Annotated in this window: 17 protein-coding genes; 11 read left to right on the plus strand and 6 right to left on the minus strand. The window is 61.5% G+C overall.

Translation table 11 applies throughout. From position 1 onward, the window contains the following. Nucleotides 1-92: 92 nt before the first annotated feature. Nucleotides 93-1,391, plus strand: coding sequence for a Bcr/CflA family multidrug efflux MFS transporter (locus DN745_RS18970; protein ID WP_162687791.1), 1,299 nt, complete (start codon nucleotides 93-95; stop codon nucleotides 1,389-1,391). 24 nt (nucleotides 1,392-1,415) lie between these two features. Here DN745_RS18970 and DN745_RS18975 read toward each other — a convergent pair whose 3' ends face one another. Both DN745_RS18975 and DN745_RS18980 read right to left on the minus strand, forming a co-directional pair. Next, entirely contained in the window at nucleotides 1,416-2,393 is a 978-nt protein-coding gene (locus DN745_RS18975) for a DUF808 domain-containing protein (RefSeq protein WP_111337430.1), read from the minus strand. Between the two features lie 35 nt (nucleotides 2,394-2,428). Further along, nucleotides 2,429-3,487, minus strand: coding sequence for an alpha/beta fold hydrolase (locus DN745_RS18980; RefSeq protein WP_162687792.1), 1,059 nt, complete (start codon nucleotides 3,485-3,487; stop codon nucleotides 2,429-2,431). 385 nt (nucleotides 3,488-3,872) lie between these two features. Here DN745_RS18980 and ileS point away from each other — a divergent pair, with 385 nt between their 5' ends. The 3 genes from ileS to DN745_RS18995 are packed head-to-tail and all read left to right on the plus strand — an operon-like array spanning nucleotide 3,873 to nucleotide 9,558. Next, nucleotides 3,873-6,737, plus strand: a complete 2,865-nt coding sequence (gene ileS / locus DN745_RS18985; RefSeq protein WP_239497555.1) for an isoleucine--tRNA ligase — start codon at nucleotides 3,873-3,875, stop codon at nucleotides 6,735-6,737. Continuing rightward, nucleotides 6,734-7,486, plus strand: a complete 753-nt coding sequence (lspA, locus tag DN745_RS18990; RefSeq protein ID WP_111337435.1) for a signal peptidase II — start codon at nucleotides 6,734-6,736, stop codon at nucleotides 7,484-7,486. The genes ileS and lspA overlap by 4 nt, the downstream gene beginning before the upstream one ends. Further along, nucleotides 7,486-9,558, plus strand: a complete 2,073-nt coding sequence (locus DN745_RS18995; protein WP_111337437.1) for a TonB-dependent receptor plug domain-containing protein — start codon at nucleotides 7,486-7,488, stop codon at nucleotides 9,556-9,558. The genes lspA and DN745_RS18995 overlap by 1 nt, the downstream gene beginning before the upstream one ends. Nucleotides 9,559-9,626: 68 nt before the next feature. Here DN745_RS18995 and ahcY read toward each other — a convergent pair whose 3' ends face one another. After that, the gene (gene ahcY / locus DN745_RS19000; protein WP_111337438.1) at nucleotides 9,627-11,120 is read right to left on the minus strand and encodes an adenosylhomocysteinase; all 1,494 of its coding nucleotides are present in this window, start codon (nucleotides 11,118-11,120) and stop codon (nucleotides 9,627-9,629) included. Between the two features lie 266 nt (nucleotides 11,121-11,386). Next, nucleotides 11,387-12,091 (minus strand): sigma-70 family RNA polymerase sigma factor, encoded by a 705-nt coding sequence (locus tag DN745_RS19005; protein ID WP_204355050.1) that lies wholly within the window; start codon nucleotides 12,089-12,091, stop codon nucleotides 11,387-11,389. Nucleotides 12,092-12,826: 735 nt separating this feature from the next. On the opposite strand from DN745_RS19005, the gene gyrA reads away from it, so the two are divergent. From gyrA to DN745_RS19030, 5 genes are all read left to right on the plus strand, one after another. Continuing rightward, nucleotides 12,827-15,418 (plus strand): DNA gyrase subunit A, encoded by a 2,592-nt coding sequence (gene gyrA, locus DN745_RS19010; RefSeq protein WP_111337440.1) that lies wholly within the window; start codon nucleotides 12,827-12,829, stop codon nucleotides 15,416-15,418. Between the two features lie 53 nt (nucleotides 15,419-15,471). Then, entirely contained in the window at nucleotides 15,472-16,080 is a 609-nt protein-coding gene (locus DN745_RS19015; protein ID WP_111337442.1) for a sigma-70 family RNA polymerase sigma factor, read from the plus strand. A gap of 153 nt (nucleotides 16,081-16,233) precedes the next feature. After that, entirely contained in the window at nucleotides 16,234-17,472 is a 1,239-nt protein-coding gene (locus tag DN745_RS19020; RefSeq protein ID WP_133621964.1) for a hypothetical protein, read from the plus strand. 141 nt (nucleotides 17,473-17,613) lie between these two features. Beyond that, nucleotides 17,614-18,051, plus strand: a complete 438-nt coding sequence (locus DN745_RS19025) for a hypothetical protein (RefSeq protein ID WP_111337445.1) — start codon at nucleotides 17,614-17,616, stop codon at nucleotides 18,049-18,051. Between the two features lie 72 nt (nucleotides 18,052-18,123). After that, the gene (locus tag DN745_RS19030) at nucleotides 18,124-19,473 is read left to right on the plus strand and encodes a sigma-54-dependent transcriptional regulator (protein ID WP_111337446.1); all 1,350 of its coding nucleotides are present in this window, start codon (nucleotides 18,124-18,126) and stop codon (nucleotides 19,471-19,473) included. A 43-nt stretch (nucleotides 19,474-19,516) separates the two neighbouring features. On the opposite strand, the gene DN745_RS19035 is transcribed toward DN745_RS19030, so the two are convergent. Together DN745_RS19035 and DN745_RS19040 are read right to left on the minus strand one after the other, a co-directional pair. Then, nucleotides 19,517-20,443: a hydroxymethylglutaryl-CoA lyase gene (locus DN745_RS19035; protein ID WP_162687793.1), complete on the minus strand. Its 927-nt coding sequence runs from the start codon at nucleotides 20,441-20,443 to the stop codon at nucleotides 19,517-19,519. 160 nt (nucleotides 20,444-20,603) lie between these two features. Continuing rightward, nucleotides 20,604-22,271, minus strand: coding sequence for a hypothetical protein (locus DN745_RS19040; protein ID WP_111337450.1), 1,668 nt, complete (start codon nucleotides 22,269-22,271; stop codon nucleotides 20,604-20,606). 230 nt (nucleotides 22,272-22,501) lie between these two features. Between DN745_RS19040 and DN745_RS19045 the strand changes: the two genes are divergently transcribed. Then, complete coding sequence (locus DN745_RS19045) at nucleotides 22,502-24,271, plus strand: ABC transporter ATP-binding protein (protein ID WP_204355051.1); 1,770 nt, start codon at nucleotides 22,502-22,504, stop codon at nucleotides 24,269-24,271. Between the two features lie 49 nt (nucleotides 24,272-24,320). Further along, nucleotides 24,321-26,870, plus strand: a complete 2,550-nt coding sequence (locus DN745_RS19050) for an ABC transporter ATP-binding protein/permease (RefSeq protein ID WP_162687794.1) — start codon at nucleotides 24,321-24,323, stop codon at nucleotides 26,868-26,870. Nucleotides 26,871-26,983: the final 113 nt, after the last annotated feature.

Consider the following 26,983-nt stretch of genomic DNA (forward strand, 5'->3'; position numbering starts at 1 on the left):
GGAATCTTGAGGTCTTGCTTCGAGTTTCAATGTCGCGTACGAGGTGCGCGTCGGAACTCTCCGCACCAACCCCTCCAAAAGAAGTCCATCCTATGAGCCGCCCCAGTACTGACTATCCCGCCATGCGCGCGCAGATTCGAGATGATGTGGAACCCCAAGAAAACGATGGTTTTGTAGGCCGCCAGGAAGAGCATAAGCCCGAAATTACGGGGAAATCCTACGTCTTATTGGTGATCATCCTTGGCTCGCTGTCGGCCCTGGGGCCGCTCGCGATCGATATGTATTTGCCGAGCTTCAAGGCGATCGCGACGGACTTCAATACCGACCTCGCCCGGGTCGAGTGGACGCTCGCGACCTATTTTATCGGGTTGTCGCTGGGGCAGTTATTCTACGGACCGATCGCGGATCGCTACGGCCGAAAGCTCCCGCTTTACACAGGATTGCTGACCTTCGCGCTGACCTCGGCGGCCTGCACCTTCGCGGTCGGGGTGGAGTCCCTGGCGGCGCTGCGCTTCTTCCAGGCGCTGGGCGGTTGCGCCCAGATGGTGGTCGCCCGGGCGGTGGTGCGCGACCTCTTCGAGGAGCGCCGGGCCGCGCGGGTCTTCTCGGCGTTGATCCTGGTCATGGGGATTGCCCCGATCGTCGCGCCGGTCATCGGCGGCTGGTTGGTCGTCGGCTTCGGGTGGCGCTCGATCTTCTGGGTTCAGGCGGGCGCGGCGTTGTTGGTGCTGCTCGCGGTGTCGCAATTCTTGGACGAGAGCCTACCCGAAGAGCGCCGCCGACGTCGCAGCGTGGGCGAAATTCTGAGCGTCTATCGCGAACTCTTTAAGCATCGCCTCTTCATGGCGAATACCGTCTCAGGCAGCCTCGCCTCGGCGTCGCTCTTCGCCTATATCGGCGGCTCGCCCTTCGTTTTTATGGAGTACTTTGGCGTCTCCGAGGCGCATTTTGGCTATTTTTTCGGCGCCAACGCCTTCGGCCTGGTGATCGCCGCCCAATTTAACGGGGCCATCAGCGACCGCATCGACCCGCGCCGCTCGGTGCGGGTGGCGATGTTCGTCGCGACCGCGGCGATGTTCGTTTTATTGCCAATTACGCTGCTGAAGATCGGTGGGTTTTATCTCTTCCTGGTGCCGCTCTTTGTCTTCATCGCCAGCCTCGGGTTTATCCTGCCCTCGACCACGGCGCTGGCCCTGGCGCCCCACGGCGAGAACGCCGGCAGCGCGTCGGCGGTCTACGGGTTCTTGCAGTTTTTGCTCAGTGGGATCGGGGCGTTTATCGTCAGCTCGGTGCATGACGACACCGCGCGCCCGATGGTCGCGGCGATCGCGGTGTGCATCACGGCCTCGCTGCTGATCAACCTGATCTTCGGCGAGAGCGCGCGGGCCTAAGGATGGGGTTGGAGCGCGGCTCGATTAGCCCTCGGTCGAGGCTTCGGTCGAGATTTCGGGCAGCGGTTTTTTTCGCTTGGGTAACAGCGGGCTGGCAAGGGCGATGACGACGTTGACGACCGCGCCGACGAGCAAACCAAAGACCCCCGGGAGGAGGATGCCGACCACGGTGCTCAGCGGTCCGGTCGCGGCGGCCCAGGCGTTTAGCAGGTCGCCGATCGCGTGGATATTATGGGCATAGAGCCCGCCGCCCACCAAAAACATCGCGATGGTGCCGATCACGCTCAAGCTCTTCATCACCCAGGGGGCCGCGCGCAACATGCCGCGTCCGATGGCGTGCAGGATGCGCGTCATCACGCCGTCGCCTTTGCGTTGCGTAAGGTAGAGCCCCACATTGTCGATCTTCACGATGCCCGCGACCAGCCCGTAAACCGCGCCGGTGGCGACGGCGGAAATTGCGGCGAGGACGCCCAATTGCACCGGCAGGGATTGGGTCGACACGACGCCCAGGGTCAGCACGACGATCTCGGCCGACAGGATAAAGTCGGTGCGGATTGCTCCTTTGACCCGCTCTTTTTCGTAGGCGACCATATCGACCGGAGGCAGCACCTTGGCCGCCTGCTTGGGGTCGAATTCGCCCGCCGGTTTGGCGTCCTTATGCTTCTTTTTGAAGAAATAATGATAGACCTTATGGAAGCCCTCATAGCATAAAAATGTGCCGCCAATCAGCAATAGGACCGGGATAATCTGGGGTAAAAACGCGCTGATAAGCAGGGCCGCCGGCACCAGGATGACCTTATTAAGCGCGGCGCCCTTGCAGACCGCCCAGACCACCGGCCACTCGCGCTCCTGGCCCATGCCGGTAACCTGCTCGGCGTTTAGGGCGAGGTCGTCGCCGAGGACGCCGGCGGTTTGTTTGACCGCGACGCGGGTCATCACCGAGATATCGTCGAGCAGCGTGGCGACATCGTCGAGCAGCGCAAAAAAGCTAAATCCGGCCATAATCTAAGGTCCTGATGCGGGTATCTAATTTGAGTTTATTTGTTCTCAAGCCACTGAGCGATGAGCGGCCATGTTTCAATTTCTGCGTTTTTTCCGACCATAAATCCCCAATGGCCGTAATGCTCGCGCGTGCGCCCTTCGCCAGGTGAATCCGGCCCGAGGATGATGCTGTGGGCCGCGGGGCCCAGGCGTCTGGCGGTGCTTACGACAGATGCTGCCGAGACCTGTGCGTCTCGGCTTCCGCCGAGTATGCGCAGCGGGAATGGGAAATTCGCCCCGTTTTCGAGCAGGCAATAGCCGTCGTCAAGTTTAATGCCGCCGGGCTCCAAAAGCCCCGACAGCGAGACGAGCAGGCTCGCCGGGATATCCTCGAAGCAATTGGCGTAGAGCTCGCGATGCGCCTGCCCCTCGATATTGGTCGGCCACACCTGAAATGGCGCCCCGACGCGCACCGCGCGCCCGACCGCCGGCGCGAATCCGCGCATGATGGAGCGAAAGGGGATGATCCCGAGGCGGTCGAAGGCCGGACGGATCTTGAGCAACTGAGACATGCCGCGCCTGGGGTCCTCGAACTCCAGCGCGCTGCCCAGCGCGATCGCCTGGCCGATCGGCGCCGATGGGTTCAAAATCCCGTAGGACATCAGCAGCATGCCGCCCATGCTATGGCCGATCCAGTGGATCTTCTCGCTGCTGGCGTGCTGCTGAATCGTGGCGATAATTGCCGGCAAATCATAGCGAAGATAGTCGCTATAGCGCCAACCCACGCCGTGAAATTGGCTATCGCCGTGGCCGCGAAGCTCCGGCAGCCACACATCGAATCCGCGCCGCGTCAGCCACTCGGCCAGGGAGCGCCCGCGGAAATGAAAGCCCCGGTGGTTGGCGGCCAGCCCGTGCAATAACATCACCGCGGGGCGCGCGACGCCCGCCACCGCGTCGACATACCCAAAGGGGCGCACCCGGCGCAGCGCCAGGATAAGCCCGTCTTCGGTTCTGACTTCGTAGTGCTCGGCGCGCCCCGGCGCCTGAATATAGGCTTGCCACGGGCGCTTCAGATCGAGCAGCGGAAGAAATTTAGGATTCGGTTGGTTTTCCATGGCTGGCGAGTATGTCCTGCGAATGGCGAAATTTCCAGCATCCATCGAATTGGGCGGCCATAAATAGCGCCCGAGATCCCCGAATGCAAATCTGTGCGGAGGCGGCGAGGCTAGACTCAAAAGCCGTGTTACGGTACACGATTTGCTTGCGGTGCCCGCTCCGCGTTTGAATCATGTCGGGGTGTGCCAATTTTCGGCGCATCTTCGATATCCTCAGGGTGAGCGCGCTTCCAAAAAACGTGAAAAAGAATCGGCGCTTTGCGTCATCTTCGAATAAATTAATTGTCTAATTTCGACCCGCCGAAACGACCCCGGCAACATCAGAGAGGCCCTTGTGGCAACGGATTATAAAGCCAGTCTTAATCTTCCGAAAACTGATTTCCCCATGCGTGCAAGCCTGGCCGAGCGCGAGCCCGAACAGGTCGCGCAATGGGAGGAGAAAGCCATCTATAAGAAGATGGTAGCGCGACGTATGGAGCAAGGCGCCGAGCGCTTTATCCTGCACGACGGCCCTCCCTACGCCAACGGCAACATTCACCACGGGCATATTCTCAATAAGACGCTCAAAGATTTTGTGGTCAAATACCAGAATCTCGCCGGCAATCTTTGCGAATATGTGCCGGGTTGGGACTGCCACGGGCTGCCGATTGAGCATCAGGTGGATCAGAATCTGGGCGAGAAAAAACGCGAGATGTCGAAGGTCGAGATCCGCCAGGCCTGCCGCGAATACGCGGATAAATGGGTCGGCGTGCAGGCCAGCGAGTTCCGTCGCACGATGGCGTTTGGCGCCTGGGACGATCCCTATAAGACGATGTCCTACGACTATGAGGCGACCACGCTTCGTACGCTGGGGCGTTTCTTCGAGAAGGGCATCGTCTACCGCGGCCTCAAGCCAGTGCATTGGGATTGGGACGCGCAGACCGCCCTGGCCGAGGCTGAGGTCGAGTATGACGAATTTCGCACTGAGCATGTCTATGTGAAATTCCCGATCGCGGAGTTGCCCGAGAATTTGGCCGCCAAGGTCGAGGGCAAAGAGACCTTCGTGGTCATCTGGACCACCACCCCCTGGACGCTGCCGGCGAACCTCGCCATCGCCCTTCATCCCGAGCTTAAATACCAGCTCGTCGCCAGCGGCGACGAGGTCTATGTCCTGGCCGAAGGGCTGCGCGAAAAGGTCTTGGAAGACTGCGCGATTGATGCAGAAGCCGTTGAGATCCTTGAGACTTTCGAGGGGCGTGAGCTCGTCGGTGAGATCGGCGCGGGCTTCGGTGAACAGGACGGCGTGCGCCATCGCTTCGCCGCGAGTCACCCCTGGATCGAGCGTGAATCGCCGCTTTTGCCGGCCGATTATGTCACCCTCGAGCAGGGCACCGGTTGCGTGCACACCGCGCCCGGCCACGGTCAGGAGGACTATGTGCTCGGCCAGGAGTTTGGCCTCGACGTCCTCTGCCCGGTGAACCAATCCGGCAAATATAATATCGACCTTGAGATCGAGGCCGACAAAGGTCCGATGAACCTGCGCGGCGTGCATGTCTTCGGCGCCAATAAGGTCATCCCGCAGCACCTGGCCAAGCTCAACCGCCTGCTCAACCAGCCGGGCGAGCGCATCGTGATTGAGCGCTATCCGCATGGCTGGCGCTCCAAAAAGCCGATCATCTTCCGCGCGACCACCCAGTGGTTCATCGCCATGGAGCCGGAGTCCGCGGGCAATCCCGACGGCTTCCGTCTGCGCGAGGCTGCGCTCAAAGAGATCGAGAATGTGCAATGGGTGCCCGGTTGGGGACAAGATCGCATCGAGGGCATGGTCAAGGGACGCCCGGACTGGTGTATCAGCCGCCAGCGCTCCTGGGGCGTGCCGATCACGGCGATGTATTGCAACGATTGCGACGCGTCGATCGCGACCCGCGAGCTCGCCGATTACGTGGCCGATATGGTCGAAGAGGGCGGCGCGGATGTGTGGTTTGACCGCGAGCCCAAAGACCTGTTGCCCCCGGGGACGACCTGCCCGGGCTGTGGCGGCACCGATTTTTGCAAGGAAGAAGACATCCTGGACGTCTGGTTTGACTCCGGTGTTTCCTGGGCGGCCGTGCTGGAGACCAAGCTCGGCTGGGGCGATGTCGCCGACCTCTATCTTGAGGGCAGCGACCAGCACCGCGGTTGGTTCCAATCCAGCCTTTTGTGCAGCGTCGGAACCCGCGGAAACTCCCCGTATAAAGCCTGCCTGACCCACGGCTTTGTCACCGATAAGCAGGGGCGTAAATACTCGAAATCCTCCAAAAATTTCGAGCCGCCCGAGAAGATGATCGAGAAATACGGCGCCGAGATCCTGCGCCTGTGGGTCGCCAGCGTCGACTATCGCGGCGATATCTCCTTGAGCGACGAGATCCTCAAGCGCGTCGCCGACGCCTACCGTAAGATCCGCAACACGTCGCGCTTCCTGCTCGGAAACCTGGACGGGTATACCCCGGACAAAGCGGTGGCCTACGACGACCTCTATGAGATCGATAAATGGGTGCTGCACCGCACCGCCGAGACGATCGAGCGCATGCGCGAGGCGTATCAGGACTATCAATTCCACACGATTTACCACACGCTTTTGCAATTTATGACGGTCGACCTGTCGAGCATCTATATGGATGTGACCAAGGACCGCATCTATTGCGAAGCGCCCGACGGGCCCAAGCGCCTGGCCGCGCAGACCGCGTACGCGGGCGTGCTCAACGCGCTGGTTCGCGCGATGGCGCCGATCCTCTCGTTCACCGCGGAGGAAGTCTGGCAATATCTGCCGCATAGCGCCGATGAGCCGGAGTCGGTCTTCTTGGCCGACTTCCCCGAGACCCCGGCCGAGTGGACCAACCCGGAGCTCGCCGAGCGATGGGAGCGCTTGCTGGAGGTGCGCCAGGAGGTGCAGCGCGCCCTCGAAGAAAAACGCGTGCCGCGTAAGCAGAAGAAGCCCGGCCAGATTGGCAGCAGTCAGGAAGCGCATATCCGCATCCACGCCACCGGCGAGACTCTGGAGTTGTTGCGGGATTATTCCGGGCAACTCGACGCGTTATGCATCGTCAGCTACGCCGACGTGCTCGAAGGAGAACCGTCTGAGGCCGATAAATTGGTCGAGGTCGAGGTTGAGCCGGCCGATGGGAAGAAATGCCCGCGTTGCTGGAATTATTGGATTGCGCCTACGAGCGATGACGAAACCTGCAAACGCTGCGCATCGGTCGTGGACGAGCTAAACGCGGAAAACACATGAAGCCAAATTTCACCAAATATATCATCTTCTTCCTCGTGATCCTGGTCGGCGTCGCGCTCGACCAGTGGAGCAAGGATTACGCCTCGTCGCGCCTGGCAACCCAGCGCGCCGGGTCGGTGGATCATCCGATCTATTTGCCGGTCGATGAGGCCGCCGAGGGCGCCACGGTGCAGTCTTTTCTGACGGCCGAATTCGAGAGCAATACGCCCGAAGAGATCGATGCCATCGCCCGCTACCACACCGAGCGCCCCGACGGCACCAAACTCGCCCCGGATAGCCCCGTCGACGCCCTCGACGAGATCAAGGTCACCAACCGCAAGGTGGTCGTGATTCCGGACTATTGGGATTATCAATATACCGAGAACCCGGGCGCCGCGTTTGGCATCCTGGCCGACGGTCACGAGGATTGGCGCGTGCCGTTTTTCGTCATCGTCAGCCTGCTGGCGGTCTTGATGATTCTCTTTATATTGCGCGGGGTTCTGCCCGATCAGCGCATGATGATCTGGGGGCTTAGCTTTATCGCGTCGGGCGCCATCGGTAACTTTATCGACCGCATTCGCTTTGGCTATGTGATCGACTTTATCGTGTGGAAATATACCGACGCCTATCGCTGGCCGACCTTCAATATCGCCGACGCGCTGATCTGCATCGGCGTGGGTTTGATGGCCATCGAGTTGATCCGCGACGCGTTTCGACCGCACCCAGAAGACCCCTCGAAACCGGCTGAGCCGGCTGAGCAGGTTGGCTGATGTTGCGCACCCCTTCGACGCGATTTGCATCAAAATCGCTCGCTATTCTCGGCGCGGCTCTCCTCTTGGGGGTCGCGCCGCGGCTCGTTCTTGCCGAAGATTCTGGCGCAGAAGATGAGGATTATACGGTCAAAACCGTGACCTCGGCCGAGGCGTCGGTCGAGGACCGCCGCGTGCCATCGGGCTTCGTGACCCGCGTGCGCGTAGACGACGCCGCGCGCTACGGGCGAGACCTCAGCGATGTCTTGGAGGAAGTCCCGGGCGTCAATATGCGCCGAAGCGCGGGCTTCGGGCGCCCGGCCTTCGCGTCGGTGCGGGGTGGTAATTCGCGCCAACTCTCGGTCTCACTCAATGGCATGCGCGTGCGCGCGCCGGCCGGCATTGGCTTTGATATCGGCAGCTTATCGCTCGCCGGGCTGGACTCGGCGGATGTCTACCGCGGGCCGGCCGCCGTGGTGCAGGGCAGCGGGGGCTTGAGCGGGGCGTTGGACTTGCGCACGCGGCTGCCCCAGGGCAGCGGCGAATCGCTGAGCGCGACCGCGATGGGCGGGAGTTTTGGGACCTATGGGCTGGCCGCGAACAGCACGTTTTCGCGCCCCGACTACGCGATGCGCCTCGACGCGAATTGGCAGCAGAGCGCGGGCGACTTTGACTTTATCGACGCCCAGGGGACCCGCCATCAGCGCGTCAATAATGACCATTGGACCCTCGGGCTCAACGGGGCGGGGCGCGTTGATTTGGGGGCGCACGCGCTGCGCCCGCTGCTCAGCTACGAGATGGGCGAGGGCGGGGCGCCCGGGCCGAGTGAGTTCCAGGAGCGCTACCGCGACGCGCGCCTCGAGCAGGACCGCCTCATCGCTCAATTGGGGTGGGAGCGCCCGGCGCTCCTCGCCGCCGACTGGGGCGCGGTCGATGCGCGCGCCCTCGCCGGGTATCAGCGCCGCGGGACGGCCTACGAGAATCCCGACGGGTTTCTGGGGAGCAGCGAGGTCGCGGACGCCTCGACCGTCGAGAGCGTGGTGTTCAACGCCGAGAGCGGTATTTGGCTCGACTTTGGCAATATGATTCACGTGAATCTTGAGGGGCGCCGCGAGGTCTACGGGGCGACGCATCGCGTGGATTATGCGAGCTCGCGCGAGGATTCGGCCATCGACGCGACCCGCAATACTTTTGGCGCCGCGCTCTCCAATGAGCTGCTGCTGGGCGGTGAGGCGCTGAGTCTGGTCGCGGGGCTTCGGGCCGAATATATCGGCGATGAATCGACGCCATTGGGCCAGGTTTCGGGGGGCGAATCGACGACGACCCGAAGTTGGACGCCGCTGATGCCGTCCTTCGGCGCGTTGTGGCGCGCGAGGCGCTGGCTCAAGGTGAAGGGCAATATCGCCCAGACCTTTCGGGCCCCGGATTTTGACGAGTTATACCTCGACATGGCCGGCGTGCGCGGGCGCAGCGACCTCGACCCCGAGCGGGCGCTGAGCTGGGACGGCGGCCTGGAATTGGGCGCCGAGAAGTCGCCGGTCGCGGCCGAACTGGTGTGGTTTCAGAGTGAGATCGAGGAGTCGATCTATTTTGTGGCGCGCACGGCGTATCTTTTCGAGGCCGCGAACCTCGGCAGCGGGCATAGCCGCGGGATCGAGGCGACGGTTCGGCTGCGGCCGCATCGGCGCATGAGCGTGCGCGGCAATTATACCTGGACTGACGCCTGGCTCGACGCGATGGCCGATGGCACGCCGGTGCCGGGGCAGCCGGCCCATCAGAGCGCGGCGCGCGCCGAAGCCGAGCTGGGCGGAAAAGGCGGAGTTGCCTGGCTCTCGAAGTTGGCGTCGGCGCGCGTTTTTGCCCAGGCGGATTGGCGCAGCCGGGTCTACCTCGATAGCTTCGCGAACCTGTATAACCCGGCGTTTTGGACGCTGGACCTGGGCGCGTCGGTGGCGCCGCGGCCGGGCTGGGAGGTCGCGTTTAACGCCCGAAACCTCACCGATCAGCAGCGCGGCGCAGACTCGCTGCAGCGGCCGCTCCCCGGGCGCGCGTTCTACCTGTCGCTCAAAGTCGACCTCGGCGAAATACAATAAAAAAGCCCGCGCGGAGTCTCCTCCGCGCGGGCCAATCTTTTGCTACCTAAGCCGACTTCGGCTCAAGATTAATAGCGGTAATAGTCCGGCTTATAGGGGCCGGCTTTATCGACGCTGATATAGGCAGCCTGCTCGTCGGTCATCTCGGTGAGGTTGACGCCGAGCTGCTCCAGGTGAAGGCGGGCGACCTCTTCGTCGAGCTCTTTGGGCAGCGTGATGACGTTGGTGCCGTGGGCTTCAGCGTTGGCGTAAAGCTCCATCTGGGCCAGGACCTGGTTGGTGAACGAGGCGCTCATCACGAAGCTCGGGTGACCGGTGGCGCAGCCCAGGTTGACCAGGCGACCTTCGGCCAAAATGATGATCGAGTGTCCGTCCTCAAAGCGCCACTCGTGCACCTGGGGTTTAATCTCGATCTTCTCGACCTTGCCCACTTTGGCCATGGCCTCGAGGCCGGCCATGTCGATCTCGTTGTCGAAGTGGCCGATATTACACACGATCGCGTTATGCTTCATCTTCTGCATATGCGCGGCGGTGATGACGTCTTTGTTGCCCGTGGCGGTGACGAAGATGTCGAAGCTGCGCTCGATGGCGTCGTCGACGGTGATGACGTCCAGGCCGTGCATGGTGGCCTGAAGGGCGCAGATCGGGTCGATCTCGGTGACGGCGACCTTTGCTTTTTGGCCGATCATCGACTCGACGCTACCTTTGCCGACGTCGCCGTAGCCGCAGACCAGCGCGCGCTTGCCCGCGAGCATCACGTCGGTCGCGCGCATGATGGCGTCGACCAGCGAGTGACGGCAGCCGTAGATATTGTCGAATTTCGACTTCGTGACCGAGTCGTTGACGTTGATGGCCGGGAAGAGCAGCGTGCCTTCCTGGGTCATCTGATAGAGGCGATGCACGCCCGTGGTGGTCTCTTCGCTGACGCCCTTGATGCCCGGAGCCATCTTGCCCCAGAAGGTTTTGTCGTGCTCTTGGACTTCGGCGAGCAGCTCGCGAAGCACGCGCACGTCGGCGGTGGTAGCGTCGGCGGCCGACGGGACGCCACCTCCACGCTCATATTGCTCGCCCAGGTGGACCATCATCGTGGCGTCGCCGCCGTCGTCGAGGATAAGGTTCGGGCCCTGTCCGTCCGGCCAGTTAAGCGCCTGAAAGGTGCACCACCAATACTCTTCAATCGACTCGCCTTTCCACGCGTAAACGGCCGGACCCTGCGGGTCTTCGGCGCTGCCGTTGGGGCCCGCGACGACGGCGGACGCAGCGTGATCCTGGGTCGAGTAGATATTGCAGGAGACCCAGCGAACTTCGGCGCCCAGCGCGATAAGCGTCTCGATGAGCACGGCGGTCTGGATGGTCATATGCAAGGAGCCCATGATGCGCGCGCCTTTGAGCGGCTTCGACTCGCCGTAGCGGGCGCGAAGCGCCATCAGGCCGGGCATCTCGACTTCTGCCATGTCGATCTCTTTGCGACCAAAGCGCACCGAGCTCGGGTTGAGCTCGCGTACTTTATAGTCAAGGTCGCTGAAGAGTTCGTGTCCGGTGTTCAAAAATTCTTTTGCCATGCTGCGATCTCCCAATATGTGTTGCGTTTTTTAAGAAGCGTATCTTGTGAATTCGATTGGAGTATTTGAGACAATGCCCATGGCTACCGCTCAAATATGGGGCGTTGTTAGCGGTTTCGGGGAGGCGGGTCAATCCGCGATGAAATCGCGCTTCTTTTTGGCGCGATGCCCGACATTAAAAGGAGCGGACACAACGAAGCGCGGTCCTAAGACCGCGCTTCGTTGGCGAATAAGAAGGGCGAGGCGGCCGCGAAGTCCGTCAGCGCTTAGGCGACTGCCTTCTTCTCGTCTTCGCGATGTTCCTTAAGCTTTGCCTTGCGCACCGAGCGGCGCGTGCGGTTGGAGTCCTCGTGCAGGAAGGGCTCGCGGTCGCGGATGATGCCGCGGTCGTAGGCGGTGTCGACCAGGGCGCGGCGCATCATTTTACGCCCACGGAACAGCCGGCTCATGACCGTACCCACCGGGCAGTCCAGGATATGCGCGACTTCTTTATAGGAGAAGTCGTTGAGGTCGGCCAAGACCACGACCGTACGGAACTCCTCGGAGAGCGACCCCAGCGCGTCTTTGATGTCCTGGCTGAACGAGCCGTGGACGACGTCCTGAGACGGGCTGTCGTAGAAGCTGGTATTCTCCCGGTTGAAGAAGAATTGCTCGATGGGGCGCAGATCGTCGGCGTTGAGGATCTCGCGCTCTTTCTTCTTGCGACGGTATTTATTGATGAACGTGTTGGTCAGGATCGTGAAGAGCCATGCGCGGCAATTGGTGCCCTGCTGGTAGCGATCCCAGTTATTATAGGCCTTCAGGAAGGTCTCTTGGACCAGGTCCTCGGCGTCGCGCTCGTTCTTGGTGTAGCGCAGCGCGCTCGCATAGAGCTCGTCAATATACCCCATCGCGGTATCTTGAAAAACCTGCATCTTGCTGCCTTCGGGGGCTAGGTCTGTTTCGGTGTTGAACTCGTTGATTTTTAGCATCTCGACTTCTCCTTATTCGCGGTGAGCTATATTGAAGGGCCGGATTTACTGCATCGAATCAAAGGTCGTTTGGTTCTGGTGCGTCATCAGGCCAGCGCGGTCTTGCTTTGTCTCGCGCCGTCACCGCCCAAAGCACTCTAGGAGGTATTCCAACGCGTTTCATCTCTTTAGAAGCTTTCTAATCAAAAAGGATTCAAAATAGGTTCACTTTTCCGCTCCCACTGATGTTTTTCTTTTTTCGAAGGCACAAAAAATCGCGCTTCGAGGCGGCGCGTAGGGCTGCGCAGCGGTATTTAGGTGAGGTGCGGAATGCTGAGACGGCGCTGCCCGTTTCTCTGGCTCAGCAGTTTTCGAGGTCCAAAATCTTGGCGGGCTCGAAAGTTAGGTGGAAGCTAACCAGCGAGTTGGGTTCGGCAAGGCGATTTTTTCAAATTCATCGCAAATCGCCTGTCCGGCGCGTTTGTCTGGGTTGCGGCGCCTCATTTCGCCCGCGGCGCTTTAAGATGCATATTCTGCAAGGCGCGCTTGCCCGTAGGCGGCGTTATTGGTAGCTTCGCGGCGCTCCGAATACCGCCCCTGAGCGCTGCCACGCGCAGTCGTCACGGAGGCCGTATCGGGCGAATTAGCGCCTTTTCTAGTTTGGCGCGCCCAAATTCTTAAAAATTGCTTCATAATATAGTGCTCTCAATCCGTGCGCACACGTCTTCGAGTTGTAAGTAGGAAGGAGAATTTCTCATGGCAGATGAGTCGACCCACATCATCCCAATAAATATTGAGGACGAGATTCGTAACTCGTACCTCGACTACGCAATGAGCGTAATCATCGGGCGAGCGCTGCCAGATGTGCGCGACGGGCTCAAGCCGGTGCACCGCCGCATCCTCTACGGTCAGTACGAGCTGGGGAACCGCTGGAATAGCGCCTATAAGAAATCGGCGCGTATCGTCGGTGAGGTCATGGGTAAATTCCACCCCCACGGCGACTCCTCGATCTACGACGCCTTGGTGCGTATGGCGCAGGATTTCAATATGCGCATGCCGCTGGTCGACGGCCAGGGCAACTTCGGCTCCATCGACGGCGACTCCGCTGCTGCGATGCGTTATACCGAGGTCCGCATGGACCGGGTCGCCGAGGAGTTATTGTCGGACATCGACAAGGACACCATCGACTGGGTCGACAACTACGACGGCAACGAGAAAGAGCCGTCGGTGCTGCCGGCGCGCCTGCCGAACCTGCTGATCAACGGCTCCTCGGGTATCGCGGTCGGTATGTCGACCAATATCCCGCCGCATAACCCCACCGAGGTCATCGCCGCGGCCGTGGCCCTGGTCGACAACCCCAAGATCTCGGTCGACGAGCTGATGCAGATCGTGCCGGGCCCGGACTTCCCGACCGCCGGTTTGATCTACGGCGCCTCGGGCATCCGCGACGCCTACACCACCGGGCGCGGCGTGATCCGCATGCGCGCGCGCGTGGATATCGAGTATAATGAGAAGAACGGTAAGTCCTCGCTGATCACCACCGAGCTGCCCTACCAGGTTAATAAGGCGCGGCTCATCGAGAAGATCGCCCACCTGGTGCGCGACAAGAAGATCGACGGCATCACCGACATCCGCGACGAGTCCGACCGCAAGGGCATGCGCATGGTGATCGAGCTGCGCCGCGACGTGATCCCCGAGATCGTGCTCAATAACCTGTTTAAGATGACCCAGATGCAGGCCTCCTTCGGCATCATCACCCGCGCGATTGTCAACGGACAGGCGAAGGTGATGGGGCTCAAAGAAGTGCTGATGCATTTCGTGGATTTCCGCCGCGACATCGTCACTCGCCGCACCATCTTCGAGCTGGGCAAGGCTGAGGCGCGCGCGCATATCCTCGAAGGCTTGAAGATCGCGCTGGATAACCTCGATGAGGTGATCGCGTTGATCCGGGCGAGCGCATCGCCCGCCGAGGCCCACGCCGGCCTGATGGAGAAATTCGCGCTCAGCGAGCTGCAGGCCGACGCGATTCTTCGCATGCGCCTGCAAAAACTCACCGGCCTGGAGCGCGACAAAATCTTGGCCGAGCTGGCCGAGTTGCGCGCGACCATCGAGTATTTGAAGAGCATCCTGGGCGACGAGTCGGTGCTGATGGGCGTCATTCGTGACGAGCTGGTCGAGGCCGGCGAGATTAACGCCAGCGAGCGTCGCACCGAGATTCTGTATAATGTCAGCCACCTGTCGGTCGAAGATCTTATCGCCGAAGAAGACGTGGTCGTGACGCTGAGCCACCAGGGCTATATCAAGCGTACCCCGCTTGATGAGTATCGCGCGCAGCGCCGTGGTGGGCGTGGCAAACGCGGCATGGCGACCAAGGACGAGGATTTCGTCACGGATATGTTCGTCGCCTCGACGCACACCAATATTTTGATCTTCACGTCGGTCGGCAAGCTCTATCTGCTGCGCACCCATGAGCTCCCGCAGGGCTCACGCACCACGCGCGGCAGCCACGTCGCCAACGTGTTGCCCCTGGAGAGCGATGAGGTCGTGCGCACGATTCTGGCCGCGGATGACTTCTACGACGATAAATTCCTGGTCTTTGCCACCCGCAACGGTCTGGTCAAGAAGACGCGCCTGGACGCCTATCAGAACGTGCACTCCGGCGGCATTATCGCGCTCAATATCAAAGACGGCGACCGACTTGTGTCGGTGCGCCTGACCGACGGCAGCGAAGAGATCCTGCTGGTCAGCCAGAATGGCCAGGCGATTCGCTTCCACGAAGAAGATGTGCGCGCGGTCGGGCGAAACGCCAGCGGCGTCATCGGCATGCGTTTCCGCGATGACGACGAGTTGGTCGGCATGGAGGTCGTGCCCAAAGACGCGCCCGAGGGCGAAGAGACCGCCGATGAGCCGCAGACGTTGCTCGCCATCACCGAGAATGGCTATGGTAAGCGCACCGTCATCAGCGAGTATCCGATCCGCGGGCGCGGCGGCCTCGGCGTCATCACCATGAAGGTCAACGATCGAAACGGTAAATTGGTCGGCATTCGCCTCGTCAGTGAGGATGATCAGTTGATCCTCATCACCGACCACGGCCAGGTCCTGCGCACCCGCGTTGGCGAGATTTCGACCTACGGGCGAAACACCCAGGGCGTGAAGGTGATGGTCACCGACCCCGAAGAGACCGTCGTCAGCATGGCGCGACTCCCCGAGGGTGAGGAAGACGAGGACGAGGACGAGGACGAGATCGGCGAAGACGGCCTCGCCCTGGAAGGCGCCGACGGCGAGGTCGCGCCCGATGGCGACGCCGACGACGCGCAAGATGACGCTTCGGACGATGAGGATGCCTGATCGGATCCTGGGGGCTCGCTAAGAGCCCCCAATTTGTAGCCCAGCTCATAGCAATGGGAAGCGACGTGGAAGATGAGCGACAACTTGTCGAGAGAGCCCAGGCAGGGGACCAGGACGCGTTCCAGGAGTTGGTCGTGCGCTACCAGCGCAAGGTCTACTCCATCTGCTACGGGATGCTGAAGAATCAGCAGGACTCCATGGACGTCAGCCAAGACGTCTTCATAAAAGTTTTTCGATACCTCGAAAAATTCAATCATAATTCGAGCTTTTATACCTGGCTTTACCGCATCACCGTCAATAAATGCATCGACTTTATCCGCAAGCGCAATCGCCGCTCGGAGGTCGACTATAATGACGCGGTGGGGCGGGAGGATGATATCGACGGCGACGAGCAGATTATGTCGTCGACGTTGGGGCTGCGCCCCGACCGGGTCTACGCGCGCAAAGAGTTGCGCGATAATATGCTCGAGGCGCTCGACACACTCAGCGAAAAACACCGCACGATCCTCATTTTGCGCGAGGTGGAGGGGCTGGCCTACGAGGAGATCGCCGACGTGCTTGGCATCTCCAAGGGCACCGTCATGAGTCGACTTTATCATGCCCGGCGCTATTTTCAGGAGGCGATCAAAGAGTATTTGGGGGAGACCTTGGTGGTGAAGTAGATCGAGAAAAATCGGTTTGGAATTGAATTATTCTAAATGCCCCACCGTCTATGATTCCGTGAGCAGGATGAGGGCATAAAAGGCCGTCATGCTGCCCCCGCCTAAAGCCTACCGGCCACTGAAAATTATCGCCCCTACGAGGACTGAAATAAAATGACTTCGCAAGGATTGACCTCAGCACAATGCCTGTTATTGCAGCGCTTCTATGACGAAGAGTTGTCGGCGGCGGAGTGTGTCCAGGCGGAGCAACTTCTTGAGGGCTCGGCGTCCGCACGCGTCTTCGTGGCGGCGCTCGGCGAGCTAAGCCTGGCGGTGCAGGCGAGCCATGAGTTGGTTTGGGAGCGCGCTGAGCCGAAGATTATCAGCGCCGCGCGACTCGCCGAGTTGGCCGCCGAGGCCGGCGATATGATGGACACGCCGCTGGAGGATTTGCGCGGTCTATTGCAGCGCCTGCACGACGACGAGGTGGACCCGGCCGAGGAGGCCTGGGCCCGCGCGTTGCTGGGCGAGCGCCCGGACGCCGCTGCTTATCTGGCGAGCCTTGGGGAGTTGGGTGAGGGGCTGCGTATTGCGGAGGCCGAGATGGTCCAAGAGGTCGACTTTAGCGGCTTCTGGGACAAAATCAGCGCCGGGATTAACACCGAATCCGCCCACAACTCGCCGCAACCTGCCGGCGACCAAAAGATACAAAAATTTGATGCTCAGCAGCACCTGATGCTGCTGCACCGATTTGCCGACGCCGAAACCGACGCGGCCGAAACCGCACAAGTTCAGGCATGGATCGACCAGGATGAGGCGCAGGTTTGCGGCTACCTGGAGGCGCTCGACGAGATTAAGTTGGGCGTGAACGTGGCCGCCGAAACGGCCTGCGAGAACGCGCCGCTCGACGCAATATGGGGCGGCGTATTCGACGCCATCAACGCGGAAGAGCCGAGCCCTGCGCCGATCTCTTTGGAGGCCGAGCGACAGAAGCGCGGCGGGTTCACGGGGTGGGCTGGCGAGTATCGCCAGGCGATCTTCGGCGCGGCGGCGGCTGCGCTCGTCGCCTTTGGCGTCATGGCGCTCTTCGGAGATCGCATCCTGGGACCCAAGGAGCGCGTGATCGTCGAGAAAACGGTCGAAAAGCACATTGTGATTGTCGATAGTGTTGAATATTCGCCCGGTTCCTCCGTCATGATTGATAGCCCGATGACGAGGGTCAACATGAACTCCGAGAATAATGCGGAGGCAGACCCCACCGTTATTTGGCTCTTTGATTCGGAAGAAGAAACGGAGCCCGAGCCCCAGGAAAACCTTGGCTCGACGCCCGCCGACGACTCAAACGGTACTGTCACCAACCCGGACGCCGAGGCGCCCACTGAGCAAGGCACCCCACGCGGCCAGCCGATTTAACCCGGTGACCTCGAGACGCGCGACGCAAGTCGCCATAGGGCTCGAATTTTGAAAGACGGCAGAACTCGATGAATGATGATAGCGGATGACCCTCCGCTTAATCGAAACCTCCCGAAAGGGATTGACCCGAAGGAAGTAGTCATGCGGACACTTCTCAACACATTTTTGACGCTGACCGTGCTGATGGGCGTATTCGCCTTCGCGCGCCCAGCAGCGGCCCAGGACGTCACGGTTCGGGTGCGCTCGATTGCCGCCACCAAACAGGGAGACGCGTTCGACTCCAAGCTTGGTGACCTTAAAAACGAGCTGCAAAAGGCCTTCGGTGGTTATAGCAACTTTCAGCTTATCGACGATAATAGCTTCACCCTTCAACAATCTCAGTCGCGCACCACCGAGCTGCCGGGGGGCACTAACCTCACTCTGACCTTCCACGGCGTCACCGCGGACCTGCTGCGCATGGGTCTGGCGATTGGGGACCAATTCAGCACCACGCTGCGCGCCTCTCGCGGGAGCACCTTTTTCCAGGCTGGCCTTGATTATAAAAACGGCATGTTGATCCTGGCGATTACAGCAAAATAGAGACCGAGAGTTTTTCTCACCTATCGACATTTCGCGCGCATTCTTTCCCTATCCCACTCGACCTCGGTCTCGATGAAGTCGACCATCGCTGAAACCCCGAAAATCCTGCTGGTCGACGACGAAGTCGCCCACCTTAAGACCCTTGAGCGCCTCTTCCTCAAAGAAGGTTACGAAGTCCTGACCGCCGAGAGCGGGGAGGAAGCGCTGGCGATTATCCGCCGCGAGCCCCTGCACCTGGTGCTCACTGACCTGAAGATGGGCAAGATCGATGGCATGGATCTGCTCAAATTGGTCAAGACCCTGCAGCCCGAGGTCGAGGTCGTCTTGATGACCGCCTTTGGCACCGTCGAGCGCGCCGTCGAGGGCATGAAGCGGGGGGCCTATGATTTTGTCAGCAAGCCCATCAAGCGGGCGACCATCCTAAAATCCGTGCGTCAGGGGCTCGAGCGCCAGGCGTTGGTCGCCGAGAACCGTGCCCTCAAGGCGCGCCTGGCCGGGCTGGCCGACGAGCCGAATCTGGTCGGGCAATCGCCGGCGTTTCGCGCGGCCTTGGACCTGGTCAAGCAGGTCGCCACGAGCTCGACCACGGTGCTGTTAAGCGGGGAGTCGGGGACCGGCAAGGAGCTCTTTGCGCGCATGATCTACGAGCTGAGCGACCGCGCAGACGCGCCCTTTGTGGCCGTGAACTGCGCCGCCCTGCCCGAGTCGATCCTCGAGAGCGAACTTTTCGGCTACGAAAAAGGCGCCTTCACCGGCGCCACTCAGCGAAAGATCGGGCGTTTTGAGGCCGCCGACGGCGGCACGCTATTTCTCGATGAAATTGGCGAGCTTAGCCCGCAGGTGCAGGTGCGCCTGTTGCGCGTGCTGCAGGAAGGGGAGTTCGAGCGCCTGGGCTCTAATACGCCGACCCAGGTCGACGTGCGCATCGTGACCGCCACCCACAAAGACCTCGAAGATGAGCTAGAGGCGGGCAACTTCCGCGAAGACCTCTACTACCGGCTCAACGTCGTCAATATCGAGATCCCGCCGCTGCGCCGGCGCATGGAAGACGTGCCGCTTTTGGCCGAGTATTTCTTGAGCAAATATCGCCAGAAGAATAACCGCAAGATCGACCGGCTTAGCCGCGAGTGCCTCGACGCGCTGATGACCTACCATTGGCCGGGAAATGTGCGTGAGCTGGAGAATATTATCGAGCGGGCGGTGGTGCTCGACAAGGATGGAAGCATCGGGCTGGACGACCTCCCCGAGCAAATCACTTCATATGAGCCCGACACCCGTCACATCACAATCCCGCTGGGGACGACGCTCGATGAGATCGAGAAGCTGGTGATGCACGAGACGCTTAAGCTGACCGGCGGGGATAAGAAGTTGGCGGCAAAATTACTCGATATTTCGACGCGTACGATTTATCGCAAGATCTGAGCCCCGCCAAAGCACTCGCGCGTTCAACCTCAAACTTCAAACCTCAAAGCGTCGAGCCCTCGGCGCTTTTCCGATATTGAAAATAGCGTGACACGGATTCGATCGGGGTGTTCTTCTCGAGCCAGGACGTCGTCTGAAGCAACTTCTCCAGGTCGAGGCCGGTCTCGATCCCGCAACTATTGAATAGGTGGATGAGATCTTCGGAGCCGAGGTTGCCGGCCGCGCTCGGGGCGTAGGGGCAGCCGCCGGTGCCGCCGACGGCCGAGTCGAATTGGCGCATGCCGACGCGCCAGGCCAAAAGAGCGTTGGTTAGGCCGAGGCCCTGGGTGTCGTGCAGGTGCAGAGCGACGCGCTCGGGGCCGAAGGCTTCGAGCATGCGCCGGCAGCCGTCTTCGACCTGGGGCGGGGTGCCGGCGCCGATGGTGTCGCCCAGGGCGATGAGGTCGGCGCCGAAGTCCAGCAACTGCTCCGCGATGTCCATCACCCGCGCAAAATCGACCTCGCCCTCGTAGGGGCAGCCGAAGACCGTCGAGATATAGGCGCGCAGCTGGCAGCCGTTGTCCTTGGCGAGCTTAAAGGAGTCGCGAAGATCGTCCAGGCTGTCGGCGATGGAGCGGTTGAGGTTGCTCTGATTGTGGGCTTCCGACGAGGAGATCGCGGTGGAGATATATTTGACCCCGGCGGCGAGCGCCCGCTCAAGACCTCGCCGGTTGGGGATCAGCGCCCAATAGCGCACGCCGTTTTCGCCGGCGAGGTCGGCGGGCGCGATGCGCGCGGCGACCTGGTCGGTGTCGGCCATTTGGGGCACCCACTTGGGGTGAACGAAGCTGCCGATCTCGATATCGGTGACGCCCGCGCCGACCAGGCGCTCGATGAATTCGATCTTCTGGTCGACGCTGAGGATCGCGGATTCATTCTGCAGACCGTCGCGCGGTCCAACTTCAAAGATGCGGGCGTTTTCTAAGTTCACGCTAAGCTCCGGGGGTGGAAGCGACGGCGGAGTGAGTCTTCGTCGGGTGCCCTGAATTATTCACCCCCTTAACTCGCTGTCAACACCATAAAACCGAATCGAACGGTTCTTCTGGGTGATTAAGCGGTCGAATGCCGGATTAAGCGGTAATTTCGCGCCGTTATTCGGCGTCCGCCAGGTTCTCGATGGCGTCTTGCAGGCATCGGGCAAAGAAGGGCGCGCGCAGGCAATCGGCGGTGGCCCACAGCGTGGCCAATGATTCGAGCGCCTGGGGCGTGCCGTTCTCGGCGAGGCGGCGTGCGCAGTCGAGGCCGACCGAGGTTTGCAGCGCGCCGTGGTGGGCCAGGGTTTGGATGACGCGCGGGTCTTCGTCGCCCAGGCGGCTCAGCACCAGGGCGGCGCCGAGGTCCGGGGCTTGGGCCAGCGTTTTTTGCTCCAGGGCGGCGTCGCGCGCGGCGAGGCGCGCGAATAATCCGCGGCTGGCCAGGGCCAGGGCGGGGGAGGCGCTGGCGGCGAAGGCGTCGGCCCAGTCCTGGCTAAGCTTCTCAAATTGCTCGGGATTCGCGTCGAGGTGGCGGTGCAGATCCAGGCAATTTCGCAGGATCATGACGGTGGTGTCGGGGTCCAGGACTTCGAGGTCATAGGTTTGCTCCTCGAGGTCGCTCAGCAGCGCCAGCGATGCCTCCAAGGAGATGTCTTCGGGGTCGCTTGGCGAGTGCGGCAGGCCGCTGATTCCCGGGGAGTGATAGCCGTGGTGCAGCAGGCGCTCGTGCGCGGCGACCTGGACGAGCAGCAGGCCCAGGCCGTCGTCGGGGGCGGCGTCGTCGGCGCCGGTCAGGGCGATGGCGGTGGCCAGGCCGAGGCGGGCGGCCAGCGGCTCCCACGCGGTCTCGGGGGCATCCGGGGCGAGCTGCAATAGTTGGATGAGCCCGCGCGCGGCGTCCTCATCGGGCGGCGTGTCGTCGAGGCCGCTGGTCGCGGCGACGGCCAGCAGCGCGCCGAACTCGGCGGCCGGATCGTCGGTCGCGTCTAAGATGCAAAGCGCCTCCAGCCAACTGGCCGGGCCGTGGCTCTGCAAAAAGTCTGCGACCACCTGCGGGTCTTTAAGCCAGGCTGAGTCGGCGTCGCCGCCCAGCGCCAGGCGCGCCCACACGGCCGGGTCGAGCACAGCGAGCGGGCCGGTGACCCGGGCCAGCGCGGCCTCGAAATCAGCGCGCTCCTCGGCCTCCTGGGTGCCCATCACCGCGTCGGTGAGCGCGGCCTGCCACTGCTCGAAGGCGCTCCAGTCGCCGGCCCCAAGATCGGTGTCGCTGAGCGAAAGCGCGCGCAATCCGTCGAGCACATCTTCGACGGCCTCGTTGTCGAGCAGCCAATCGTTGAGGGACTCCGGCGCCCCGTGGGCGACCAGCCAGGCGGCTGCCTGGCGCGTGGCGTCATCCTCGAGGGCCGCGTCGATGCTCGGGTGTGCCCAGGCGATCTGGGCGCGCACCAGGGTGTCGATGAGCGCGGCCTTTAGCGCGGCGTCCGCCCCGTCGAAGAGCGCGTCGATACGCGCCTCGACGGTCTCAGATTCGTCATAAACCCAGGCGACGCGCGCCAGCGGGGAGGCCGCCGCGAAGTCGAAATTTTTGACCCAATCGTCGGCGCCGCCCGACGCGCTGGCCGAGCCCATTGCCTGCGCATAGAGCGCGAAGAGCGCGGCGCTTAGCTCGGAGGAGCCGTCGCGAAGCGTCGCGATAAGATCATTTTTCGGCGTCTTCGCCGTGTTCTCGGCACCCATCAGGACTAAATACGCGTTCAATTCGGTGTTGGCTTGGTTCATATTCATAATTTTATCGCTCTATCTGAGTGAAAAGGCGTACTTTATAGGTTTATCGAGGCCCACGGCGTCAACGCGACGGAATTAACAGGTTGCGCCGCCGATTCCAATATCTCGATGTGTATCAACGCGACGAATCGCTGCTCGACGCCCTCGGGCCAGAGGTTTATGAAAGGGCGCTGCACGTCGATGAAGGCCGCCATATTTTGGCGGCTCACTGAGTAAAAAAGGATTCCGTCTTGGCTGATGCCGTAAAGAACGATTCACCGAAGAACGCGCTCGACCTCAAGCGCATGATTAGCCTGGTGCGCCCGTATTGGAAGGGGTTGAGCCTGGCGACGGTCGCGCTTTTTATCGCGGCGGGCGTCTCGCTGCTCTATCCGCAGGCGGCCCGCATCGCGATCGATGATGTGATCAAGCTCGGCCAGGCCGAGAATATCAAGATGCTGGGGCTGGCGCTGGTCGGTATCTTTGCGCTGCAGGCGTTCTTCTCGGCGCTGCGCTATTATTTGTTCACGGTCATCGGCGAGCGGGTGGTCGCGGATCTTCGCCAGCAGTTATTTTCGGCGGTCCTGGCCCAGGAGATGGGCTTTTTTGACGAGAACCGCACCGGTGAGCTGACCAGCCGGCTGACCTCGGACACGCAGGCGATTCAGTCGGCGGTGACGACCAATATCTCGATGGCGCTGCGCTACGGCGTGCAGGCGGTCGGCGGGATGATCATCTTATTCGTGACCTCGGTGAAGTTGTCGATGGTGATGGTCGTGGCGGTGCCCTTCGTGATCGCGGTGGCCTTCTATTATGGGCGAAAACTGCGCCGCGTGTCGCGCGATGTGCAGGACGCCATCGCCGAGTCGACCTCGTCGGCCGAGGAGGCGCTGTCGGGGATTCGCACGGTGCGAAGCTTCGCGCGCGAGGACCACGAGCGCGCCGTCTATTATGAGTCGGTGGAGCGCTCGTTTGAGTTCGGTAAATACCGCGCGCGCATCGGCGCGCTGTTTACCGGCGGGGTGTCTTTTTTAAGCTACGGCGCGATCGCTGCGATCCTGTGGGTGGGAAGCCTGCTGGTGATCAATAAGGAGATGACCCCCGGCGAGCTGGCCGCCTATATCCTCTATACCATGTTCGTGGCGATGTCTCTGGGCATCCTGGCGGGCCTGTGGAGCGACTTTATGAAGGCGGTGGGCGCGGCGGAGCGCGTCTTTGAGTTGATGGACCGATTGCCCAAATTCGAGACGGCCGCGGACCCGCTGACCGTCGCGCCGACGGCCGGGCATATCGTCTTTAAAGACGTCACCTTTCGCTATGTGACTCGCCCCGACGTCCCCGCCCTCGACGCCGTGAGTTTCGAGATCGCCCCGGGCGAGAAGATCGCCGTGGTGGGGCCGTCCGGCGCGGGGAAATCGACCATCGCGAACCTCGTTGCGCGCTTCTATGACCCGCAGGACGGCAGTATCTCGGTCGACGGCCATGATATCCGCGATTGGGACCCGACGATCCTGCGCGAGGCCATCGGCATGGTCGCCCAGGAGCCTGTCTTATTCTCCGGGAGTCTTCGTGAAAACGTGCGCTATGGCCGGCTTACGGCGAGCGATGAGGAGATTATCGAGGCGCTTAAATCCGCCAACGCCTGGGAGTTTGTCAGTGAGTTTCCCGAGGGGCTCGACACCGGGCTTGGTGAGCGGGGCGTGCGGCTGTCGGGTGGGCAAAAGCAGCGCGTGGCGATCGCGCGCGCGATCCTCAAAGACCCGGTGATACTGGTCCTCGACGAGGCAACTTCGGCCCTGGACGTCGAGAGCGAATCGCTGGTGCAGGCGGCGCTCGAGAAGTTGATGGAGGGGCGCACCACCCTGATCATCGCGCATCGTCTGTCGACCATCGCCAACGCCGATCGGGTGGTCGTTCTGGAGCGCGGCGCGGTCGTCGAGCAGGGGACCCACGAGGAGTTGATGGGCGGCGATGCGGCCTACCGACGCCTGGTCGAGAGCCAGCAAATTTTGGGCGGCTGAGCGCGAAGTCTGGATTGTCAAACACGTGCTTCCGCGAGATAGTGTCGCCATGTCGTTGCTCATCTGTTCAAATTGCGAGTCCAAAACCCCCGCCCACGAGATCGTCTGCGGCGATTGCGGCGTGCCGCTCGCCGCGCCGCGAAAGCGGGAGAAGAGCGAGGCGATCGACGAGCGCGCGCAGGGCCTGAGCGTCGTCATCGGCCGCGGGTTTGACTGCGATATTATCCTCGACGCCCGCCAGATCTCGCGCCATCATTGTCGGCTCACCAAGATTCAACCCACGGGCGAGCTTGGCGAGCTTGAGCGTTGGCTGCTCGAAGACCTCAGCGCGGCGAACGGCACCTTCGTCAACGACCGATTTGAGCGGGTTCAGAGCCGGGTCGTCAGCGAAGAAGACGTCTTATTTCTGGGGAGTTACCGATTCCCGGTGCGTCGCGTGCGCGAGTTCCTCGACACCGACCACGACACGCCGCATGTCGGGACGAATTACCTGCCGATGGAGCAGGCGATCATCACGATCGGCCGAGACGTCGACAATGACGTCCTCCTCGATGATCCTCAGGTGTCGCGCCGCCACGCGCGTTTGGTTCGTGAAGCCGATGAACTCTATTTGGAGGACCTCGGCAGCGCCAACGGGACCTTCGTCGACGGGCAACGCGTCACGCGCCATCGCCTGGAGCCCGGCCAGGATATCAGCTTCGGCACCTGCGCGCTGCGCCTGGATCTCGAGCGTGGGATTCTGCAAAAAAGTTATCGCGGCGATATCCTCTTGCAGGCCGAAAACCTGGTCGTCGAGGTCGGCGAGGGCGACCACATAAAGCGGCTGCTTGATGATGTGTCTTTTACGGTTTATCCGACTGAATTTGTTGGGCTTTTAGGGCCGTCTGGGGCGGGTAAGACGACGCTGCTGATGGCGTTGATCGGCTATCTTCGCCCGGCTTTTGGGCGCACGCTGGTCAACGGCGATGACCTCGCGACCAACTTCGATCGCTATCGAAACGCGATCGGTTATGTGCCCCAGGAAGACATCATTCACAGCGAGCTGACCGTCTTCGAGGCGCTGTATTATACCGCGAAATTACGCCTGCCCGCGGACACCACGGACGCGGAGATCTTCCGGCGAATCGATGGCGTTTTGGCGGACCTCGAGATCAGCCAGACCCGCGATATTCGCATCGGCTCGCCCGAGCGAAAGGGGATCTCGGGCGGGCAGCGAAAACGCGTCAACCTCGCGCTCGAGCTGCTGACTGAGCCGAGCCTTTTATGCCTGGATGAGCCGACCAGCGGGCTGGCGAGCGAGGACGCCGCCAACGTCATGGGGCTGCTGCGAAAGCTGGCCAACGGCGGGCGCACGATCTTATTGACGATCCATCAGCCCTCGCCGCAAGTCTATAAAATGCTGGATAATACGCTTTATTTGGCCGCCGGCGAGCAGGTTTATTATGGGCCGGCCTACCCGGATTCGATGCTGTATTTTCATCCGGAGATCGAGCCCGATTCTGTCGAGGCCGAAGAGATCCTGGCCGATCCAGGCTCCTGCATGCGCCCGCTGATGGAGGCGGCGCGAGCGGGGGAACCGATGGAGACTTTCGCCGCGCGCTATCGCCAGAGCCGCTATTTCGACGAGTTTGTGCGCGAGCGCCGCGAGGACCCGCGCGAGGTGAAGCTCAGCAAAAAGTCGCCGCGTCGCCCGCCGAGCTTTAGCGTGCGTCAGTGGTGGACGCTGTCGCGGCGCTATCTCGATATCAAACTCAAAGATCGGGTGGGCACCGCGATCCTCTTGGTGCAGGCGCCGATCGTGGCGGTTCTGTTGGCGCTGGTCTTCGCTCAGGAGAGCGGCGGGCTCATCAGCCGGCTGCAATACGCGCCGTTTGCGCTCTTTTTATTGGTCGTCGCGGCGGTGTGGTTTGGCTGCTCGAACGCGGCGCGCGAGATCGTCAGTGAACAGGCGATCTACCGGCGCGAGCGCATGGTCAATCTGTCGGTGCTCGCCTACGCGGCGAGCAAATTCACGGTGCTCGGCGGGCTTTGTTTTTTGCAATGCCTGATGCTGATGACGATCACCTATTTCACCCTGGATTTCTGGGGCAATCCGCTGTGGCATCTGGGCGTCTTATGGCTGTGCTCGTTGGCCGGGCTGGGGCTGGGATTGATGCTGTCGGCGCTGGTGCGCACGGGTGAGGCGGCGATCGCGCTGGTGCCGATCTTATTGATCCCGCAGGTGATTTTGGGCGGGGCGATCATGCCGGTCGACCGGATGAACGCGCCCACCGAATTGGCGAGTAAGATGGCGATCGCGCGCTGGGGTTTTGAGGCGGCGCTGCATGTCGAGCATCGCTCTGATGCCTACGAGATCTCGGCCGCCCAGCAGCCCGATATGGTGTCGGCCGCGATGGTCTCCCAGGCGATGCTCGCGCCGTCCTTGCAGGCGGAGATGGGCGCGCTCACGCCGCTGCCGCCGAATCCGCTGAATCGATTTTTGGGCGACGCCGAGACCGGCCTGAGCCGAAATCTTGGCGTTTTGGGCGGGTTTACCGTGATCTTTTTTGGCGGGGTTTGCGGGTTTTTATATTTGCGCGAGCGCCGTTGGGATATTTAGCGGCGAGCATTAAAAATTTGAATATTTAGCGGCGGCATTCGTCGCTTAAAGAGCACGCTCTTCAAGGAGGGGCCGCGCTTGACGCGCAGCGCTCGGGTCAATTAATTGTTTAG

The organism is Bradymonas sediminis (genome assembly GCF_003258315.1).
Lineage (GTDB): Bacteria > Myxococcota_A > Bradymonadia > Bradymonadales > Bradymonadaceae > Bradymonas > Bradymonas sediminis.

Bases quoted from the DNA above. Each gene is read 5' to 3' on its own strand.
- DN745_RS19025 (WP_111337445.1), top strand. From the start codon at position 17,614: ATGCGGACACTTCTCAACACATTTTTGACGCTGACCGTGCTGATGGGC.
- DN745_RS19015 (WP_111337442.1), top strand. From the start codon at position 15,472: ATGGGAAGCGACGTGGAAGATGAGCGACAACTTGTCGAGAGAGCCCAG.
- DN745_RS18975 (WP_111337430.1), bottom strand. From the start codon at position 2,393: ATGGCCGGATTTAGCTTTTTTGCGCTGCTCGACGATGTCGCCACGCTG.
- DN745_RS18995 (WP_111337437.1), top strand. From the start codon at position 7,486: ATGTTGCGCACCCCTTCGACGCGATTTGCATCAAAATCGCTCGCTATT.
- lspA (WP_111337435.1), top strand. From the start codon at position 6,734: ATGAAGCCAAATTTCACCAAATATATCATCTTCTTCCTCGTGATCCTG.
- DN745_RS19030 (WP_111337446.1), top strand. From the start codon at position 18,124: ATGAAGTCGACCATCGCTGAAACCCCGAAAATCCTGCTGGTCGACGAC.
- ahcY (WP_111337438.1), bottom strand. From the start codon at position 11,120: ATGGCAAAAGAATTTTTGAACACCGGACACGAACTCTTCAGCGACCTT.
- DN745_RS19040 (WP_111337450.1), bottom strand. From the start codon at position 22,271: ATGAATATGAACCAAGCCAACACCGAATTGAACGCGTATTTAGTCCTG.
- gyrA (WP_111337440.1), top strand. From the start codon at position 12,827: ATGGCAGATGAGTCGACCCACATCATCCCAATAAATATTGAGGACGAG.
- DN745_RS18980 (WP_162687792.1), bottom strand. From the start codon at position 3,487: ATGGAAAACCAACCGAATCCTAAATTTCTTCCGCTGCTCGATCTGAAG.
- ileS (WP_239497555.1), top strand. From the start codon at position 3,873: ATGCGTGCAAGCCTGGCCGAGCGCGAGCCCGAACAGGTCGCGCAATGG.
- DN745_RS19020 (WP_133621964.1), top strand. From the start codon at position 16,234: ATGACTTCGCAAGGATTGACCTCAGCACAATGCCTGTTATTGCAGCGC.
- DN745_RS18970 (WP_162687791.1), top strand. From the start codon at position 93: ATGAGCCGCCCCAGTACTGACTATCCCGCCATGCGCGCGCAGATTCGA.
- DN745_RS19005 (WP_204355050.1), bottom strand. From the start codon at position 12,091: ATGCTAAAAATCAACGAGTTCAACACCGAAACAGACCTAGCCCCCGAA.
- DN745_RS19050 (WP_162687794.1), top strand. From the start codon at position 24,321: ATGTCGTTGCTCATCTGTTCAAATTGCGAGTCCAAAACCCCCGCCCAC.